Raw genomic sequence first — 17877 nt, forward strand, 5'->3', positions numbered from 1 at the left:
TCATTCTCCAAAGACGAAGAGGGCGCCCTGGCCCGGCGCCGGCGGCACCATGAGCCGGCCGTCGCGTTCGGTAAAGACGACGCCGCGCCCGGTGAGCAGGCGGCGGCACTCCGGCAGGCTGGCAACCGTGAAGACGACCGCCCGGCCCTTTAGCCCGCGGTCCGTGCCGGCCTCCGGCGCGATGCCGTAAAAACCCTCCAGACCGGCATCGTTGAGCACGGTGATGCGGCCGCGCGGCGTCGCGACCGACATGCCGAAGGACATGGCCTCGATCTCGCGCTCGTCCGCGGCTTCCTGCACGAGATACTGGAAATCCGTCGGGTTCTGTTCCGACAGCACGACCTCTGAAAGCGCGGTCACGCCGTTTTCATGCGCCTCCAGCGCCTTTCGGTCGGCCGGCAGCGGCAGGATGCGCTGCGAGGCGAAGAAGAAGAAGTCGGGACTGCGCAGATCGGCGGCGAAAGCCAGCCGGAAGCTGCCGGTCGCGGACGTCCCGTCGGGCAGAAGCATCTCGCGGGAGAACTCCAGCATGTCGCCGCCGGAAAGGCCGGCCGCCGCATAGCGCCGGTCGTCATCGCGTGCATCGTTCGTCGCCATGGCGATGCCGGAAAAGCCGTCCAGCCCGCGACGGAAGCGGAACGCCTGGTCGCGCGCGACGAAAACATTGCCCTCGCGCGCCGCCTCTTCGCATTCCTCGCGGTTTGCGATGCCGAGCGGTTCAAGATAGCTGCCGTCGGACAGGAACACGCAACAGTTCTCGGTGCCGAAGGGGTGGCGCGCATCCTTGGCGACGGTAAATCCCAGCGTGGTCAGTCTTTCGCGGGCGATTGCGAGGTCGGACACCGGCAGCACCAGATGGTCGATCGGGCGGGGCGTTCTCGAACTCACGGTCATGGGCAGGTAATCCGGTCGTGTTTCAGGCGCCCCGTGCTTTGCATGCTTTCGGCCCGCAATGCAAGCGCCGGCACAAGGGCAGCCGCGCATCGGGAACTTTTCCGGCGCGGCGACATTCAAACGGCGCATTCCAGCATCGGAGCCCGCCATTTCCACGCCCCGCGACATCACGAAGCAGCGCAAGCTGCATGAATCCCGGCCGCTCTGGGCCGAAACGCCACGCATAGGCGTTCGCGCCGCGCGCACCCCGTCGAGGAGCGACTACGACGTGATCGTCGTCGGCGCCGGCATTTCCGGCGCGCTCGCCGCGCATGCCCTGACAGACGGCCGGCGCTCGGTTCTGATCGTCGATCGCCGCGCGCCCGTGCGCGGCAGCACGCTTGCCAGCACCGCGATGATCCAGCACGAGATCGACATTCCCCTGCACAAGCTGGCCGGCCTGATCGGCGTTAAGAAGGCCAATCGCGCCTGGTGCCGTTCGGCCCGCGCCGTCGAGCAATTGACGCACATCGTCGCCGATCTCGACATTTCCTGCGCCTTCGAGCGCAAGAAGACGCTGTTCCTGGCGGGCGACGAATATGGCAGCCGCGCACTGCGCAGCGAGGTCGAGGCGCGGCACGCCGCGGGCATCGCGGCGGATTTCGTGGATGCCGCCACGCTGGAGCAGCAATTCGGCATCGACCGTACCGGCGCCATTCTCAGCGATATCTCCGCGTCCGCAAACCCGGCCCAGATGGCCGCAGGCATTCTGCGCGCGGCGGTCGAACGCGGGGCGGAGCTGGTGAGCCCGCTCGAAATAACCGACCTGCGCTCCACCAGCGACCGCGCTTTTCTCGCGACGGCAGAGGGCAAGATCCTCTCTGCCGGGCATGTCGTCTTCTGCTCGGGTTACGAATTCCTCAAGTCCCTGGCGCAGGAGGGGCATTCGGTCGTCTCCACCTGGGCGCTCGCCACCCCGCCCGGCACCGCCCTGCCCGGCTGGCTGAAGGACTGCATCGTCTGGGAAGGTGCCGATCCCTACCTCTATCTTCGCAGTTCGCGTGACGGCCGGCTGATCGTCGGCGGCGAGGACGAGGAAAGCGAAACCGCCTACGCCTCGGCGCGAAAGCTCGCCAGCAAGGCGAAGGTCATCCGCCGAAAGGCGGAGGCATTGCTCGGCATGTCCCTGCCCGATCCCGAATTCGCCTGGGCCGCCCCCTTCGGCACCACCAGTACAGGCCTGCCGCTCATCGGCGCCGTGCCCGGCCTCGACCGCGTCTTCGCCGTCATGGGCTTCGGCGGCAACGGCATCACCTTCAGCCAGATCGCCGCCGAAATCGTCTCCGCCGCCATCAGCGGCCACGCCGATCCCGACGCCGACATCTTCGCCTTCGGCAACGGCACCCGCTGACTTAGCTTTTTGCTTCGCCGGGAAACGGCAGCCGAGCCAGCACCCTTGCGACAGGCGGCTCCATCGCCGCCCTGATCGCAGCCTCGAACCTGACGATCGACCACGCAAGAACCAGAACGACGGAAACAGCGATCAGGAGGGCTGGATATCGCCCCAAACCCATATCGAAGAACAATGCGATCAGAATACCGCCGACGGTCTGGTGAATGAGGTAGAGAGGATAGGTAATCAATCCAAGGGTGCGAATGACGTGGGCATGTTTTCCAAACCGGGAAGCAAGTGCCTTGTTGTACAGCACGCTTGCGATCATCAATGCCACTGTTCCAAGCCAGAAGACCACCAGCCAGAACAACCGATCAGGAACGAGCGTCCCGTCGTAGTATCTCATAGTCCAGGCAATCTGGGCGATAGAGCCCAAGATGCCGGTGGTGATCAACGCATAGGCGAGCCTGTCCAATCCCAGTCGCCACCATCGATAAAGACCGACGCCGATAGCGAAAAACACACCGTACCGCAGCATGGAGAGCTCCGAGAGCCGATCCGGTGCGGGAAGAAATCCGAACACCACGCTTCCAAAATTGAAGACTGCGCTTACCAAGGCAACAATCAGCATGAATGGCGGCAACAAGGCCATTTTGCCCGCAGAGATGAAGAGGAGGACAATTGCGTAGAACGCGATCTCGACTCCCAAGGTCCAGTAGACACGGTCAATATAGTCTCCGGCCGGAGAAAATAAGACGCTCTTTGCCCACTTTATAATATTCTCGTTCGCGGAACCGATGTCAGCGGCCAGGAGAAAAAACAGGGATATCGTCGCGCAAATCCAGGCCGCCGGCACGAGTCGTAGGACGCGGCCTTGCAGAAACCGCCTGCTGGTGGCCTTCTCCGCGCTCAACAAGATGACGAAGCCGGACAGGACGAAGAAAATCTGCACCCCGATCCAGCCGTAGCCCGGGATGCCGCCGACTTCCGGATAGGCAACGACACCGCCGGAAATCTTGTAAGAATCCCCACCAGGCACGCCGATCATATAAACCAGATGAAAAACCAGGACCGCCGACGCTGCAAAGAATCGGACCAAATCCAGCCCGATCACGTATTTTTCAGATCGCATGCAGCGCACCCCATTCCCATCGGCACCACAGTCAACCACATTTGCAACTACCCGCATAGGTGCACCATCTGCGGGAAACACCATATTATAGCGTGATGGCATCGGCGCACGGGCCGGAATTGCAGCGGGATGGAGGCTTGCCGCACGCCACCGTCATTCCCGTGTCATGTGACAGTGATGTTTCTTCGCGCGTGACTGAACCCGGCAGCCGCCAGCCGATGCGGCGCCCACAGGAGTTTGCGTGAATGGACATGGCTCAGGCCTTCGCCCTTGCCTCGGGCGCCCTCGTTGCGACCAACCTCGCCAGCATTCTCATCGCCGGCAAGCGGCTCAAGGCAACGGGCTTTCCGCCGCCGGACCTGCGCAAGAAACCGCCCGTCTCCATCGTCATCCCCGTTCGCGGCATCGAGAATTTCACGGCCGAGACACTGTCGCGCGCCTTCCGCCTGAGCTGGCCGAATTACGAACTCCTGTTCTGCGTCGCCCACGGCAACGACCCGGTCATCGCGGAAATCGAGAGGACGGCGGCCGAACACCCGTCCGTGGCGTCGCGCATCCTCGTCGGCGACGACCGCATCAGCGCCAATCCCAAGCTCAACAATTGCGTGAAGGGCTGGCAGGCGGCGCGGCACGACTGGGTCGTGCTTGCCGATTCCAACGTGCTGATGCCGGAGGATTACGTGCAGCACCTGATGGGCGGCTGGCGCAGCGATTCGGGCCTTGTCTGCTCGACACCGCTCGGCTCGCGGCCGGATGGCTTCTGGGCGGAGGTGGAGTGCACCTTCCTCAACACCCAGCAGGCCCGCTGGCAATATGCCGGCGAAGCGCTCGGCCTCGGTTTCGCGCAGGGCAAGAGCATGCTCTGGTACAAGCCGATGCTGGATGCCAATGGCGGCATCCACGCCCTCAATGCCGAGATCGCCGAGGACGCCGCCTCCACCAAGCTGGTCAACCGCCTCGGCCTCAAGGTGCATCTCGTGTCGTCGCCGTTCGAGCAACCGCTCGGCCGCCGTACTGGCCACGACATCTGGTCGCGCCAGTGCCGCTGGTCGCGCCTGCGCCGCGTCACCTTTCCAGGCTTCTTCACGCCGGAAATCCTGCTCGGCCTGTTGCCGCCGCTGTCGCTTGCCCTGATCGCCGTGGCGCTGGGCTACGGCACCCTGCCCTCGGCCGTGCTGCTGGTGCTCGCGGGCATCTACCTGCCGGAACTCGCGCTCGCCTTCGCGAAGGGCTGGCGCCTGTCGCGCTGGTCGGTGCCGGCCATGATCGTGCGCGACGTCATGCTGCCGGCCATCTGGCTGCGCGCCTGGCTTGGCGGCACCATCGACTGGCGCGGCAACACCATGACCATCGGCACCACCGCCTGCGAGCTGGAGGAAGCGCCGGCAGGCCCCTGAACCGGATCACGCCCTACGGGCGCGCAGTCCGTCCAGCAACGTCCTGAACGCGTCGACGGCCTGCCGCGACGTCGCCTCGGGCGTCTGCGAATTGGCGATCCATAGCGCGGCATGGCTGCTTGCACCATTGATCAGCCGGGCCGCCGCCTCCGTATCGATGTCCACCATCAGGCCGTCCGCCTTCAGACGCTCGATGCTTCGGCTGAGCGCGGCGATGCAGCCGTTATTCGTCGGCCACTGCGAGACGTCGCCCAACACGGCCGGACCGTCACGGAACATGATGCGCTGTATCTCCGGCTCCAGCGCCATTTCGATATAGGCGACGCACTCGTCGACAAAGCCTTGCCAGCGGTTCGGCGCGGCGGCGGAAATGCGGTTGAGCCGCATTGTCATCTCCGCATCGATCTGCTGGATGACGGCCTGGAGCAGCCCCGTCTTGTCGCCGAAATGGTGGTAGAGCGCACCGCGCGTCAGCCCCGCCGCCGCCGTGAAGTCATCCATGGACGCGCCCGCATAACCGACGGTTCCGAAGGCATGGCGGCCGGCGGCGATGAGCTTTGCCCTGGTTTCGGCGATCATTTCTTCGCGCGGCTTGCGCATGGCATCCCCTTTTACATACGTCGCGTATTTTATTTGACATACGTGGCGTATGCAATTACCAATTCACATACGCCACGTATGTAGGCATTCATTCATCGATAGGCAGGAGCAGGCCATGGCCAATCCCTACAAAGAGATTTTCAGCGTGCCCGGCACGATAGGTTTTTCCACCGCCGGCTTTTTCGCGCGTCTGCCCATTGCCATGGCGCCCATCGGCATCGTCGCCATGCTGTCGCAGGCGCATGGCGAATATTGGCTCGCGGGTGCTGTTTCCGCCACCTTCGCGCTCACCAATGCGCTGATCGCACCGCAGGTGTCCCGGCTTGTCGATCGCTACGGCCAATCTGCGGTGCTCACGCCCGCAACGGCCATCTCCGTCATCGCCTTTCTGACGCTGATTGCGGCCACCAATCGGGCCTGGCCGGTCTGGACGCTCTTCGCCTCGGCCTTCTTCGCCGCCACCATGCCCAGCATGCCGGCCATGCTGCGCGCCCGTTGGACCGGACTTTTCCGCGACCGGCCGGAGATGAACACCGCCTTCGCCTTCGAATCGGCGGCCGATGAGCTCGTCTATATCGCCGGCGCGTCGCTGTCGGTCGGTCTCGCCGTCGCGCTCTTCCCCGAAGCCGGCATGCTGGTCAGCACCCTATGCCTCGCGCTCGGCACCCTCGCCTTCGTCCTGCAACGCGCGACGGAGCCCGCGATCCGCACGGCCGGCAGCGGCAGCCCGCGAAAATCGGCCATCCGCCTGCGCGCGGTGCAGATCATCACGCTCGCGCTCGTCTTCGTCGGCGCCACCTTTGCCACGGCCGAGGTCAGTGCAGTCGCCATCACCAAGGATCTCGGGCAGCCCAACGCGGCAAGTCTCGTCATCGGCGTCTACGGCGTCGGCTCCTTCGTCGTCGGCCTCCTGCTTGGCGCAATCAACCCGACCACGCCGTTGCAAAAGCAGATGATGATCGCCGTGACGGTGCTCGGCCTCACCGCCCTGCCGCTGCCCTTTGCCGGCACGGTGCCGCTCCTGGCGATCGCCCTCTTCATCAGCGGCGTCGCGATTTCGCCGACCTTCATCACCGCCTTCGGACTGGTGGAACGCCGCGTGCCGGCCGCGATGCTGACGGAAGGCGTCACATGGGTCACGACGGGTATCGGCATCGGCATGGCGCTGGGCGCCTTCGTGGCCGGCTGGGCTGTGGATACGTTCGGCCCGCAGAACGGCTTCTGGGTGTCCGTCGCCGCCTGCTTGGGCGCCGTGCTGACGGTCGCGCTCGGTCAGCGCACACTGGCCGGCGAAGACTGCGACGACGGCGTCTGCCCGGCGCCGCAAGCCGCCGAATAAGGCAGCAAGGCCCGGCCATCGCGCCGGGCCTTCACGCCCACGACTTGACGCCATCGCGCCACACCACTAACAAGCACATCAGGTTTCAGATACCTGCCGCTCGCAGACGAAAGTCCCGGTGAAATCTGATCTTGGACGACCCCGACCCTCGAAGCATTTCGTGCGGCAGGCAATGCGAGCCCCTCCCTCTCATCGAAATGCACATGAGGAGAGCGGGATGTCGCAAGACCTTTCCAATCCATTTCTGACCGCGCCGCTCGGCGCGCTTTTCGCCAGAACAGCAGCGCCCATCGTCTTTGTCATGAGCATGAACGGGCTTTTGACCGTCATGGATGCCGTGATGCTCGGCCTCTATGCCGGGCCGGAGGCCGTCGCCGCCGTCACGGCGGTCTTTCCCATCTTCATGCTGCTGGTGGCGCTCGCCACCCTCGTCGGCAGCGGCATGGCGAGCCTGCTCGCGCGCCGCCTCGGCGCAGGCGACCTGCCGGCAGCCCGCAATACCTTCGCCGCCGCCCACGGGCTGGCGCTGGCCATCGGCGCGGCCTTCATCCTGGCGTTTCTCGCCGTTGGCCCCGCCCTCATCGCCGTCATCGCCAATGGCGCGCCGCTGCTCGAAACGCTGGCCTATCGCTACATCGCGATCGTCGTGTTCTTCTCACCGCTCCAACTGCTGCTGGCGGTCAATGTCGATGCTCTCCGCTGCGAGGGGCGTGTCGGGCTGATGGCGCTGGCGAGCCTCTTCATCTCGCTCGCCAACCTTGCCTTCAACTATATCCTGATCGCGGGGTTCGATCTCGGCGTCACCGGCTCCGCGCTCGGGACCGTCTCGGCGCAACTTTTGGCGCTCGGATTTCTGGCGGTATTCAGGACTGTCGGGAAAACCAGCCTGCGCCTTGCGGACATCATGGGCAAACCGTCCCGCCTGTCCAGTTCGATACGAGACATCCTGGCGCTCGGCGCGCCGCAAAGCCTCGGCTTCATCGGCCTCGCCCTCGTCTCCGCCGCGGTCATAGCCGCCCTGCAAATCTCTGCCGGAAGCGCATACGAAACGCTGGTCACCGCCTACGGTATCGTCACGCGCATCCTCACCTTCGCCTATCTGCCGCTGCTCGGCATGAGCCAGGCCGTGCAGACGATCCTGGGCAACAACCATGGTGCCGGCCTCACGCAGCGCGCCACCAAGGTACTGCGCCTCGGCCTCGCCGCCGTTTTCCTCTATTGCCTCGGCATCGAAATCCTGCTCGTCACCGTGCCCGGCCGGATCGCCAGCCTGTTCGTCGCGGATGCGTCCGTCATCGCCGCCGTCACGCACATCATGCCGATCATGGCCGCGCTCTATGTCCTCTCCGGCCCGCTCATGGTCATTGCCGGTTCCTTTCAGGCAATCGGCGATGCCAGACGCGCGGCCCTGTTGAGCCTCGCAAAGCCCTATCTCTTCACCATGCCGCTGGTGCTGGCCCTGACCACGCTGCTCGGGGAAAAAGGCATCTGGTTCGCCACGCCGGCGGCGGATGCGCTGCTGCTTGCCCTTACGGCCATCACGTTACGGCAGGTGAAACGCCGCGCCGTCAGCCCATAGAAAAACCGCCCGGTGCTTGGCGCGCCGGACGGTTTTCAAAACTGCATTGCGACACTCAGACGAGGCGGCTCTGTTCCAGGGCCGCTTCGATGAAGCTGGCAAACAGCGGATGCGGATCGAGCGGGCGGCTCTTCAGCTCCGGGTGGTACTGAACGCCGATGAACCACGGATGATCGGGGTATTCCACCGTTTCCGGCAGCACGCCATCCGGCGACATGCCGGAGAAGACGAGGCCGCAGCTCTCCAGCTTGTCCTTGTAATCGACATTCACCTCGTAACGGTGACGGTGACGTTCGGAAATGTCGGTGGAGCCGTAGATATCGGCAATCTTCGTGCCGCCCTTCAGCGACGCGCGATAGGCGCCAAGCCGCATCGTGCCGCCGAGATCGCCAGACGCGGAACGCTTCTCCAGCTCGTTGCCCTTCACCCATTCCGTCATCAGGCCGACGACCGGCTCGGCCGTCTTGCCGAATTCGGTCGAGGACGCCTTCTCGATGCCGGCGAGGTTGCGCGCGGCCTCCACGACGGCCATCTGCATGCCGAAGCAGATGCCGAAATACGGCACCTTGCGCTCGCGGGCAAAACGCGCCGCATTGATCTTGCCCTCGGAGCCGCGCTCGCCGAAACCGCCGGGCACGAGAATGCCGTGCACCTTCTCCAGATAGGGCGCCGGATCCTCCTTCTCGAAGACCTCCGACTCGATCCATTCGAGCTTGACCTTGATGTGGTTGGCGATGCCGCCGTGATAGAGCGCCTCGATCAGCGACTTATAGGCATCCTTGAGGCCGGTATACTTGCCGACGATGGCGATCGTCACCTCGCCTTCCGGCGTGCTGATGCGGTCGGAAACGGTCTGCCAGGCTTCCAGGCGCGGCTTCGGCGCCGGCTCGATGCCGAAAGCGGCCAGAACCTCGTCGTCGAGACCTTCCTTGTGATAGGCGAGCGGCACGTCGTAGATCGAGGCCACGTCGAGCGCCTGGATGACGGCGGTCGGACGCACATTGCAGAACAGCGAGAGCTTGCGGCGCTCGGCTTCCGGGATTTCGCGGTCGGCGCGCACCAAGAGGATATCAGGGTGGATGCCCATGGCCTGCAGTTCCTTGACGGAATGCTGCGTCGGCTTTGTCTTCAACTCGCCGGCGGCCGGGATATAGGGCATCAGCGTCAGGTGGACATAGACGGCCGTGCCGCGCGGCAGGTCGTTGCCGAGCTGGCGGATCGCCTCCATGAAGGGCATCGCCTCGATATCGCCCACCGTGCCGCCGATCTCGCACAGCACGAAGTCGTAATCGTCGTTGCCTTCGGTGACGAAGTTCTTGATCTCGTTGGTGACGTGCGGAATGACCTGCACGGTCGCGCCGAGATAGTCGCCGCGGCGTTCCTTGTCGATGATGTTCTTGTAAATGCGACCGGTGGTGATGTTGTCGGTCTTGGTGGCCGAGCGGCCGGTGAAGCGCTCGTAGTGGCCAAGGTCGAGGTCGGTCTCCGCGCCATCGTCGGTGACGAAGACCTCGCCGTGCTGCGTCGGGCTCATGGTGCCCGGATCGACGTTGAGATAAGGGTCCAGCTTGCGAAGGCGAACGCGGTAACCGCGGGCCTGAAGGAGGGCTCCCAGTGCTGCTGCGGCGATGCCTTTTCCAAGGGAAGAAACCACGCCGCCTGTGATGAATACATATCGCGCCATGGGAGTCACCGGATACCTTTTCAAAATCGATTCCGCCACCGAAAAATCACCTTGGGCGTGATTTCGGAAGTCGCAATCGGCGTTTTACACAGAAGAAGGCCGGTTGGTTTTGCCAACCGGCCGGTTTGTTTTTGTTTGCTTCGGCTTACTGGCCGCTCGGGACGCCGGTGTTGCCGCCGGTCTCCGCTGCGCCACCCGTCGTGGCGGGCGTCTGGCCCGCACCGGTATCGGCGTTGCCGCCCTCGGTCGGAACGGCGTCGGTGCCGGTCGCCGCGGGCGTCTGGTTGGTGGTGTTGCCGGTGTCCTGGCCCTCGGTCCCCTGGCCCTGCGTGCCCTGGTTTTGAGTGCCCTGGTTCTGCTGGGTACCGCCGTTCTGCTGGCTCTGGCCGCCGCCGAGCGCGTCGAGAACGCCGCCGGTGCCGGTCGTGCCGGGAATACGGTCGAGAATGTCGGTCGGGCGCGTCTCGTAGCGGGCATAGATGCCCATGCCGAGCGCCAGCACGAAGAACAGCGTGGCAAGGATCGCCGTGGTGCGCGTCAGGGCATTGGCCGTGCCGCGCGCCGACATGAAGCCGGAGCCGCCGCCAATGCCGAGGCCGCCGCCTTCCGAGCGCTGGATCAGCACGACGCCGATCAGCGCGACGACGACCATGAGATAAATGACGAGCAAGATGGTCTGCATGTTTAGCTATCCCGGCCAAGCGGCCAAATTTCAGGTTTGCGGCTCAATATACCAAGCCGTGCGCCATTCCAAGCCCCAGCGATCAATCCGCCTGCCCTTTTGCAGGCAGACGGAAGAGGCTGCAAAAGGGCTTACGCCGTCAGCGCTTCATAGGCGCGGTAGATGGCGAGGAAATCGTCCGATTTCAAGCTCGCTCCGCCGATCAGCGCGCCGTCGACATTGGCGACGCCCATCAATTCCTTCGCATTGCCCGGCTTGACGGAACCGCCGTAGAGAATGCGCATCTTGGCGCCCTCACCTCCAAAGCGCGCCGAAAGTTCCGCACGCATGAAGGCATGCGCCTCTTCCACGTCCTTGGCCGTCGGTGTCAGCCCCGTGCCGATCGCCCAGACCGGCTCGTAGGCGATGACGGTGTTCTGCGCCGTCGCGCCATCCGGCACCGAGGCTGCCAGCTGGCTTTTCAGCACGTCCAGCGTCTTGCCCGCCTTGCGCTCCTCGCCCGTCTCGCCGATGCAGACGATGGCGACGAGGTCGTTTTCATGGGCGATTTCCGCCTTGGTGCGCACCAGCGCATCGCTTTCCTTGTGGTCGGTGCGGCGCTCGGAATGGCCGACGATCACATGGGTGCCGAAGCAGTCGGCGATCATCTCGGCGGAAATGTCGCCGGTATGCGCGCCGGAGGCCTTGTCATGGCAGTCCTGCGCGCCGATCAGGAGCGGGCTGTCGTCGCAAAGCGCCGTCGCCACGTAAAGAAGGGTCGCCGGCGGGCAGATCAGCGTCTCCACCTTTTCGGAAAGCGGCCCCTTCACGCCTTCGGCCATCGCCTTGATCTGGTCGAGCGATGCGCGCGTGCCGTTCATCTTCCAGTTCCCGGCGACGAGCGGTGTTACATCCGGTGTCATGAGGCCTCCCTGTCCTTGAATTCTCGGGTCGCATGGGGCGTAGCAAATCGGCGCGGCCAAGGAAAGGCATGGCGAGCCTTCGCCCCCTATCCCGCTTCAGCGCGCCAGCAGGAAATTCAGCGTCTCGCGCCAGTCGGTCATGCGCACGGGCGTGCCGTGGCCGCCGGTCTGGAACAGCACGAAGCGGGTGGGAATGCCGGCCTTGCGCAGCTTGCGGAACACCGCGATCTGGTCGTTGGCCGCATAGACCTTGTCGCTGTCGCCATGGGTGAAATAGACCGGCAGCTTGGCCTTGAAGGCCGGCGTCCTGGCATAGTCGCCATCCGCCGCCCCGCCCATCAGCACCATGCCGGACAGGCTTTTCACCGCCGTGGCGTCGCGCACCACACGCGCACAGATGAAACTGCCCATCGACGCGCAGGCGAGGATGACGGGCGCATCGGGCGAAAGCGCCTTGGCCCGCAGGATCAGGCCGGAAATGCGCGCAGCACCCGCATCGTCGAACGACGGCACGCTCGGCGCGTAATAGACGCCGCCGTTCTGCGCCGCGAGGTTCTTCAGGCGGTTGAAGTTGCCGCCGAAGGTCCAGTCGTTGTTGCCGAGGCGCCGGTCGCCGCCGCGGCCGTGGATGAAGATCACGGTGAAGGCCGCGCCCTCGCCCTTGCCGGTCATGGCGACGTCGAGCTTGCCGGCCGGCGTGTCTACCGTCAGCGCCTGCGTCGCCTTCTTCACCGCCGTCGAGACATAGGTGGATTTCACGCGCCGCTCCGGCACCTGGTCGCGCCCGTTGATGTCGCGCATCTCCTCGTAATCGACAACGCGCAGCGCCCCGTCGTCGGCCGTCTCGACCACGGTGCCGTAGGCGAACAGCTCGTCCTTCCACGGCTTGAGCGTGAGTGCCGACGCCTGATGGGCGGCCAGGCCGGTGAAAACGGCGGCCAGAACGAACCGGCGAAGGCAATCAACTGTGGACTGAGCCATGAACACGCACTCCCTTGGGGTGGCGATACTTGCCATTCGTCCGGATGCAAAGCAATCCTCGTGGCGCGGCGGTGCAGCCGGCGTTCGCGAAAACCCGCAGAATCTGGCAGAGTCGCAAGTGATTCGCCGCCCACCTCATTCCGCCACGCCGCGCTCCGCAGGGAGCGACGGCTGAAAGCGGCAGACGGAACAAACTCTGAACGGCCCATGCAAGACGACAGCAACGACCTTTTCGCCAGCCTGCAATCCCAGCCCGCCCCCGAACCCGTGGCGCGGGAGGAAAAGCCCGTGCCGCGCGCCGCCGCCGCGCCGGTTCCGGCGCCTCCGGCTGCCGGCGGCGATTACGACGCCTCGGCGATCCGCGTGCTGGAAGGGCTGGAGCCCGTGCGCATGCGTCCCGGCATGTATATCGGCGGCACGGACGAAAAGGCGCTGCACCACCTCTTCGCCGAAGTCATCGACAACTCGATGGACGAGGCCGTCGCGGGACACGCCAACTTCATCGAGGTCAATCTCGATGCCGAAGGCTTCCTGACCGTTACCGACAACGGCCGCGGCATTCCGGTCGAGAACCACCCGCAGATGCCGGGCAAGTCGACGCTCGAAGTCATCCTCACCGTGCTGCATGCCGGCGGCAAGTTCGACGGCAAGGCCTATGAGACATCGGGCGGCCTGCACGGCGTCGGCGTGTCGGTCGTCAACGCGCTGTCGGATCATCTCGAGGTCGAGGTCGCCCGCAACAAGAAGCTCTATCGCCAGCGCTTTTCGCGCGGCAAACCCGTCGGCGGGCTGGAAGAGCTCGGCGACGTGCACAACCGCCGCGGCACGAAGGTCCGCTTCCATCCGGATCCGGAGATTTTCGGCGCGCATGCCCGCTTCGATCCCGGCCGCGTCTTCCGCATGGCGCGCTCCAAGGCCTATCTCTTCGGCGGCGTCGAAATCCGCTGGAGCTGCGATCCGGCCCTCCTGCCCGAGGGATCCGAGACGCCCGAAAAGGCAGTGTTCCACTTCCCCGGCGGCCTGAAGGACTATCTGCAGGCCACACTCGGCAAGGACTACACCGTCACGCGCGAAATCTTCGCCGGCAAGAGCGAGAAGTCGGGCGGCCACGGCTCGCTGGAATGGGCCGTCACCTGGTATGGCGGCGATTCGCTCATCCACTCCTATTGCAACACCATCCCGACGGCCGACGGCGGCACGCACGAGGCGGGCCTGCGCATCGCGCTCACCAAGGGCCTGAAGAACTATGCCGAGCTGACCCAGAACAAGCGCGCCAGGGACATCACCACCGACGACGTGATGATCTCGGCGGTCGGCATGCTCTCCGTCTTCATCCGCGAGCCGGAATTCGTCGGCCAGACCAAGGACAAGCTCGCGACCGTCGAGGCGCAGCGCATCGTGGAAAACGCGTTGCGCGACCCCTTCGACCACTACCTCGCCGACAACCCCGCCGAAGCCGCCAAGCTGCTCGACTGGGTCATCGAGCGCGCCGAAGAGCGCATGCGCCGCCGCAAGGAAAAGGAAGTCTCGCGCAAGACGGCCGTGCGCAAGCTGCGCCTGCCGGGCAAGCTCGCCGACTGCTCGCAGAATTCCGCCGAGGGCGCGGAGCTCTTCATCGTCGAGGGCGATTCGGCCGGCGGCTCGGCCAAGCAGGCGCGAAACCGCGCCAACCAGGCCATCCTGCCGCTGCGTGGAAAAATCCTCAACGTCGCCAGCGCCGGCCGCGAAAAGCTCGGCGCCAACCAGCAGATTTCCGATCTGGTGCAGGCGCTCGGCTGCGGCACGCGCTCGAAATACCGCGACGAGGACTTGCGCTACGACCGCGTCATCGTCATGACCGATGCCGATGTCGACGGCGCGCATATCGCCTCGCTGCTCATCACCTTCTTCTATCAGGAGATGCCGGACCTGATCCGTGGCGGTCACCTCTATCTCGCCGTCCCGCCGCTCTACCGCCTCACCCAGGGCGGCAAGACGCTCTATGCCCGCGACGATGCGCACCGCGAGGAGCTGATGCGCACCGAATTCAACGGGCGCGGCAAGGTCGAGATCGGCCGCTTCAAGGGTCTGGGCGAAATGCTGCCGGCGCAGCTCAAGGAAACGACGATGGATCCGAAGAAGCGCACGCTTCTCAAGGTTGCCATCGACGACGTCGATTTCGAGGGCACCCGCACCGCCGTGGACGACCTGATGGGCACGAAGCCGGAGGCGCGTTTCCGCTTCATCCAGGAGCGCGCGGTCTTTGCCGACAACCTCGATATCTGAGGAAGAAATGCCTTACTTTCGCGCCATTGCCGGCCTCTAACCGGCGGCATCGATCCCGGAGAATCGGCCATGAAAGCTGCGCTCATCGTCATGACGCTCATGGGCTGCGACGACAGCGCGACCCAGTGCCACTATATCGACACGGTCGACCGCTCCTGGCAGACGGTCGCGCTGTGCGATGCGCAGGCGGAAACCTATATCAACCGCCATCAGGACAAGAATTATCCCGTTATCGTGGCGGTCTGTGAAACCGCCAGCGACCGCATGACGGCGGAGGTCACGCCGACGCCCGATCCCGCGCCCGCCGACACGACCGGTGAGACCCCGCTGCCATTGCCGGCAGAAACGGTCGAGGCCCGTCAGGGCCTTGCGGCGCGCACGCTGGGTTTCCTGAAGAAAGCCATTCCGGACCGCCAGTCGCTGAAGGCTGCCGTCACCACGCCGATCCGCTATGCCGAGGACGGCTATTCCTGGGTCGCCAAGCGCTTCGCCGACTGATTACAGAACCACGGACGGCCAGGCGTTTGCCTTCACGCCGCCTCGCGCGTGGCGATCAGCGCATAGCTGCGCGCCGTCTGGCGCTGTTCGGCAATGGCAAGGCGCTCGACCAGTTCGAGCATCGCCTGGCAGGCGGCGTTGCCCATGGCGCGGCTGCGCGCCAGAAGCATTTCCGAAACGGAGTGCAGCCCGTCCCCGCCCTTGGCCTCGCGCCGCCACAGCATCGTCGCCTCGGCAAAGAGCGCGCTGATATCGACGCCGAGCCCGGTGGTTTCGTAGAGCGCCCGCACGGCCGCCTCGCGACCGTCCGACAGGATGGAGCGAACCCGCCGCTCCTCCTGCCCCGAAAGGTTCGCGATGGCGGCGACGAAGAATTCCGCGCGGCCGGTGCACAGCGCGTGCATCAGGAAGACCGGCGTCAGGCGGCCCGTCACGCGAAGATGCTCGACCAGCGCCGGCATTTCCGTGGGGGCTACGTCCGCCACCATGCCGATCGTCGCGACGTCGCAGGCTTCACGCGTGATGCGCTCAACCCGGCCCGTGCCCACCGCCGCCTGGATGAGGCCGAAGCCGGCCAGCGCCGTTCCGACCTTCTCCACCAGCGCATGGCGGGCATCGCTCGGCAGGTCCTCGCGGTCGAGCAGCAGCGCGCGGATATCCGCGTCATGGCCCAGCCGCTCGGCAATGCGCGCCAGGCTGCGGCGCGACAGCATGGCGCCCTCGTTTTCCAGCAGCGCCAGCACGTCCTCCACATCCCCCACCTCGGCAAGGGCAGCGGACACCGCCCGCGAGACATAGCTGCGGTTGGCAATCAGCATGCGCGTCACGTCGCTGCCCTTGGCGGCAAGATCGACCAGGTCGGCATCCGTCAGCAGGCACGAACACAGGATGATATGGGCGGCGATCTCGGGCTGGTCTTCGGCCAGCGGCAGAATGACCGCGCGCGGCGCGTCCGCGCAAGAGGCAAGCGCTTCGGCCAGGGCCAGCCGCACCTTGGGCGCGGGATCGTCGAGCAGGAAGATCATCGCCATCTCGGCGGCGCGACGGTCGTCGGGCGCGATGCGCGCCTTCGCATAGGCCCGCGCCAGAACGCTGGCCGCCTTCGCCCTGTCGGCTGCCCGCGCGGTCTCGATCCAACGGAGGAATGCATGAACGATCAATGGACGCCCCAAACGCCTGCGACTTCTAGTGAAAGCAACCTAGCGTCAAAGTGTTTAAGATTGGTTCACCATATCCGTTAACGCTCCGGTCATTGCCAGATCGCCATCCGCCCTCTTAAGAAGAAGCATGACGATGCTGCCCCGCGCCCCCTTCCTCATGCCCCCCGCCGGACGCGCTCCGATGGGTCGCCGTGAGGCCGCCCCCGCGGCGAGCGGGCATGCCTTCCCCATCGTGAACAACGAATCGACCGTGGACGATCTCCAAGTCATCGTCGCCGCCGGAACGCCGATGATCGGGCTTGCCGGCTGCCGCAAGGGCGCCGACATCCAGCGCCTCGCCACCCTGCTTTCGGTCGCCGAGGCACAGGCCGGCCGCGTGGACGGCGAAACGCGCATCCTTGCGCTGACGGACGGAATCCTGCCCGCACCCGCCGGACCTGAGGGGTTCACCGGAAAGTCCCCGCGGCTCGCCGCGCTGGTCTGGGATCATTTGGCACTGGAAAACGCGCTCGCGACCGCCGCGCCCCGCATGCAGGACGGTACCTGGACCGTCGCCTTCGCGGCCGCGCGCTCAGCCGTGCTGCTCGCCGCAGCCGCCGCCGGCATCCCCGCCTACGACTGCGCCCGCGATCTCGACGGCAACAGCTTTCAGCGCGACTGCGAGACCTCGCGCAATGAAGGCTTTTACGGCCGAATCGCGATGGATGCCGCGCAGGCCGCCATCATCGAAGCGACCTATCCCCGCAGATGACGCAACGTCAGTCCTGCGGCTAACGCTACGTTAGTCCGCCCTGGGGCGAAGCATGGTGAAAACGCCCGTGCCGCCGTCGGTGTAATCCATGTAGCCCATGCGCCCGAGCGGTCGCGCCACCGCCATGTCGATCATGCCGTCGCGCAGGATGTTCGGGCTGATATGGATGCCGACCACCTGGCCGAACACGATCCAGTTGTCCGTCTCGCGCCCATCGAGATCAAGCGGCCGCAGGATCTGCGTCGTGCGGCATTCGAGCGCCGCATAGGCCTCGCCCACATAGGGCGCATCGACGAGGCGCCCGCCGACCGGCGTCAGCCCCGCGATCTCGAACTCGTCGACTCCGCGCGGCACGGCGACCGAACTCGCGTTCATCTCCTTGGCGAGGTGCTGGCCGGCGAGCGAGCAGGTGAAGACGCCCGTCTCCTCGATATTCGTCACGCTGTCCTTGTGGCCGCTGGAGGAAAACATCACCAGCTTCGGCCGGTCGGCCACCGCATTGAAGAACGAATAGGGCGAAAGGTTCCGCCGTCCGTCCGCCGCCTTGGTGCCGATCCAGCCGATCGGGCGCGGCGCGACGATCGCCTTGAAGGGATCGTGCCGCAGCCCGTGCGCGTTCTGCGCGGTCTCGTAGAACAGGG

At 65.3% G+C, this 17877-nt stretch carries 16 protein-coding genes; 7 read left to right on the forward strand and 9 right to left on the reverse strand.

Annotated elements, in window-relative coordinates; translation table 11 throughout:
- Entirely contained in the window at nucleotides 1–894 is an 894-nt protein-coding gene (locus tag K6301_RS07345; RefSeq protein ID WP_247220223.1) for a VOC family protein, read from the reverse strand.
- A gap of 58 nt (nucleotides 895–952) precedes the next feature.
- Between K6301_RS07345 and K6301_RS07350 the strand changes: the two genes are divergently transcribed.
- Nucleotides 953–2284, forward strand: a complete 1332-nt coding sequence (locus K6301_RS07350; RefSeq protein ID WP_247220225.1) for an NAD(P)/FAD-dependent oxidoreductase — start codon at nucleotides 953–955, stop codon at nucleotides 2282–2284.
- Nucleotide 2285: 1 nt separating this feature from the next.
- Here the strand turns inward: K6301_RS07350 and K6301_RS07355 are convergent, their stop codons facing one another.
- Nucleotides 2286–3398: an acyltransferase family protein gene (locus K6301_RS07355; RefSeq protein WP_247220227.1), complete on the reverse strand. Its 1113-nt coding sequence runs from the start codon at nucleotides 3396–3398 to the stop codon at nucleotides 2286–2288.
- Nucleotides 3399–3643: 245 nt separating this feature from the next.
- Between K6301_RS07355 and K6301_RS07360 the strand changes: the two genes are divergently transcribed.
- Nucleotides 3644–4795, forward strand: a complete 1152-nt coding sequence (locus K6301_RS07360; RefSeq protein WP_247220229.1) for a ceramide glucosyltransferase — start codon at nucleotides 3644–3646, stop codon at nucleotides 4793–4795.
- 6 nt (nucleotides 4796–4801) lie between these two features.
- Here K6301_RS07360 and K6301_RS07365 read toward each other — a convergent pair whose 3' ends face one another.
- Complete coding sequence (locus tag K6301_RS07365; protein WP_247220231.1) at nucleotides 4802–5395, reverse strand: TetR/AcrR family transcriptional regulator; 594 nt, start codon at nucleotides 5393–5395, stop codon at nucleotides 4802–4804.
- 115 nt (nucleotides 5396–5510) lie between these two features.
- Between K6301_RS07365 and K6301_RS07370 the strand changes: the two genes are divergently transcribed.
- Nucleotides 5511–6734 (forward strand): MFS transporter, encoded by a 1224-nt coding sequence (locus K6301_RS07370; RefSeq protein ID WP_247220233.1) that lies wholly within the window; start codon nucleotides 5511–5513, stop codon nucleotides 6732–6734.
- A gap of 217 nt (nucleotides 6735–6951) precedes the next feature.
- Nucleotides 6952–8313, forward strand: coding sequence for an MATE family efflux transporter (locus tag K6301_RS07375; RefSeq protein ID WP_247220235.1), 1362 nt, complete (start codon nucleotides 6952–6954; stop codon nucleotides 8311–8313).
- A gap of 55 nt (nucleotides 8314–8368) precedes the next feature.
- On the opposite strand, the gene pyrG is transcribed toward K6301_RS07375, so the two are convergent.
- From pyrG to K6301_RS07395, 4 genes are all read right to left on the reverse strand, one after another.
- Complete coding sequence (gene pyrG, locus K6301_RS07380; RefSeq protein WP_134652182.1) at nucleotides 8369–9997, reverse strand: CTP synthase; 1629 nt, start codon at nucleotides 9995–9997, stop codon at nucleotides 8369–8371.
- Nucleotides 9998–10142: 145 nt separating this feature from the next.
- A complete protein-coding gene (gene secG / locus K6301_RS07385) occupies nucleotides 10143–10679 on the reverse strand; it encodes a preprotein translocase subunit SecG (protein WP_247220237.1) in 537 nt (178 codons plus the stop codon).
- Nucleotides 10680–10810: 131 nt separating this feature from the next.
- On the reverse strand, nucleotides 10811–11581 hold the full coding sequence (tpiA, locus tag K6301_RS07390; protein WP_247220238.1) for a triose-phosphate isomerase: 771 nt from the start codon (nucleotides 11579–11581) through the stop codon (nucleotides 10811–10813).
- 96 nt (nucleotides 11582–11677) lie between these two features.
- Nucleotides 11678–12562 (reverse strand): alpha/beta hydrolase, encoded by an 885-nt coding sequence (locus K6301_RS07395; RefSeq protein WP_247220240.1) that lies wholly within the window; start codon nucleotides 12560–12562, stop codon nucleotides 11678–11680.
- A gap of 207 nt (nucleotides 12563–12769) precedes the next feature.
- Here K6301_RS07395 and parE point away from each other — a divergent pair, with 207 nt between their 5' ends.
- Both parE and K6301_RS07405 read left to right on the forward strand, forming a co-directional pair.
- The gene (gene parE / locus K6301_RS07400; protein ID WP_247220241.1) at nucleotides 12770–14827 is read left to right on the forward strand and encodes a DNA topoisomerase IV subunit B; all 2058 of its coding nucleotides are present in this window, start codon (nucleotides 12770–12772) and stop codon (nucleotides 14825–14827) included.
- A gap of 69 nt (nucleotides 14828–14896) precedes the next feature.
- Nucleotides 14897–15325 (forward strand): hypothetical protein, encoded by a 429-nt coding sequence (locus K6301_RS07405; protein ID WP_247220243.1) that lies wholly within the window; start codon nucleotides 14897–14899, stop codon nucleotides 15323–15325.
- 32 nt (nucleotides 15326–15357) lie between these two features.
- On the opposite strand, the gene K6301_RS07410 is transcribed toward K6301_RS07405, so the two are convergent.
- Nucleotides 15358–16485, reverse strand: a complete 1128-nt coding sequence (locus K6301_RS07410) for a DUF2336 domain-containing protein (RefSeq protein WP_247220244.1) — start codon at nucleotides 16483–16485, stop codon at nucleotides 15358–15360.
- Nucleotides 16486–16666: 181 nt separating this feature from the next.
- Between K6301_RS07410 and K6301_RS07415 the strand changes: the two genes are divergently transcribed.
- Nucleotides 16667–17236, forward strand: coding sequence for a hypothetical protein (locus K6301_RS07415; RefSeq protein WP_247220246.1), 570 nt, complete (start codon nucleotides 16667–16669; stop codon nucleotides 17234–17236).
- 30 nt (nucleotides 17237–17266) lie between these two features.
- Here the strand turns inward: K6301_RS07415 and K6301_RS07420 are convergent, their stop codons facing one another.
- Entirely contained in the window at nucleotides 17267–17875 is a 609-nt protein-coding gene (locus K6301_RS07420) for a flavin reductase family protein (RefSeq protein WP_247220531.1), read from the reverse strand.
- Nucleotides 17876–17877 lie beyond the last annotated feature (2 nt).

The sequence above is a fragment of the Shinella oryzae genome (genome assembly GCF_023038235.1).
GTDB lineage: Bacteria > Pseudomonadota > Alphaproteobacteria > Rhizobiales > Rhizobiaceae > Shinella > Shinella sumterensis.

Excerpts from the sequence above, each read along its gene's own strand:
- tpiA (WP_247220238.1), bottom strand. The coding sequence starts at position 11,581 with ATGACACCGGATGTAACACCGCTCGTCGCCGGGAACTGGAAGATGAAC.
- K6301_RS07345 (WP_247220223.1), bottom strand. The coding sequence starts at position 894 with ATGACCGTGAGTTCGAGAACGCCCCGCCCGATCGACCATCTGGTGCTG.
- K6301_RS07365 (WP_247220231.1), bottom strand. The coding sequence starts at position 5,395 with ATGCGCAAGCCGCGCGAAGAAATGATCGCCGAAACCAGGGCAAAGCTC.
- K6301_RS07395 (WP_247220240.1), bottom strand. The coding sequence starts at position 12,562 with ATGGCTCAGTCCACAGTTGATTGCCTTCGCCGGTTCGTTCTGGCCGCC.
- K6301_RS07360 (WP_247220229.1), top strand. The coding sequence starts at position 3,644 with ATGGACATGGCTCAGGCCTTCGCCCTTGCCTCGGGCGCCCTCGTTGCG.
- secG (WP_247220237.1), bottom strand. The coding sequence starts at position 10,679 with ATGCAGACCATCTTGCTCGTCATTTATCTCATGGTCGTCGTCGCGCTG.
- K6301_RS07370 (WP_247220233.1), top strand. The coding sequence starts at position 5,511 with ATGGCCAATCCCTACAAAGAGATTTTCAGCGTGCCCGGCACGATAGGT.
- K6301_RS07415 (WP_247220246.1), top strand. The coding sequence starts at position 16,667 with ATGGGTCGCCGTGAGGCCGCCCCCGCGGCGAGCGGGCATGCCTTCCCC.
- K6301_RS07375 (WP_247220235.1), top strand. The coding sequence starts at position 6,952 with ATGTCGCAAGACCTTTCCAATCCATTTCTGACCGCGCCGCTCGGCGCG.
- K6301_RS07405 (WP_247220243.1), top strand. The coding sequence starts at position 14,897 with ATGAAAGCTGCGCTCATCGTCATGACGCTCATGGGCTGCGACGACAGC.
- parE (WP_247220241.1), top strand. The coding sequence starts at position 12,770 with ATGCAAGACGACAGCAACGACCTTTTCGCCAGCCTGCAATCCCAGCCC.
- pyrG (WP_134652182.1), bottom strand. The coding sequence starts at position 9,997 with ATGGCGCGATATGTATTCATCACAGGCGGCGTGGTTTCTTCCCTTGGA.
- K6301_RS07350 (WP_247220225.1), top strand. The coding sequence starts at position 953 with ATGCAAGCGCCGGCACAAGGGCAGCCGCGCATCGGGAACTTTTCCGGC.
- K6301_RS07355 (WP_247220227.1), bottom strand. The coding sequence starts at position 3,398 with ATGCGATCTGAAAAATACGTGATCGGGCTGGATTTGGTCCGATTCTTT.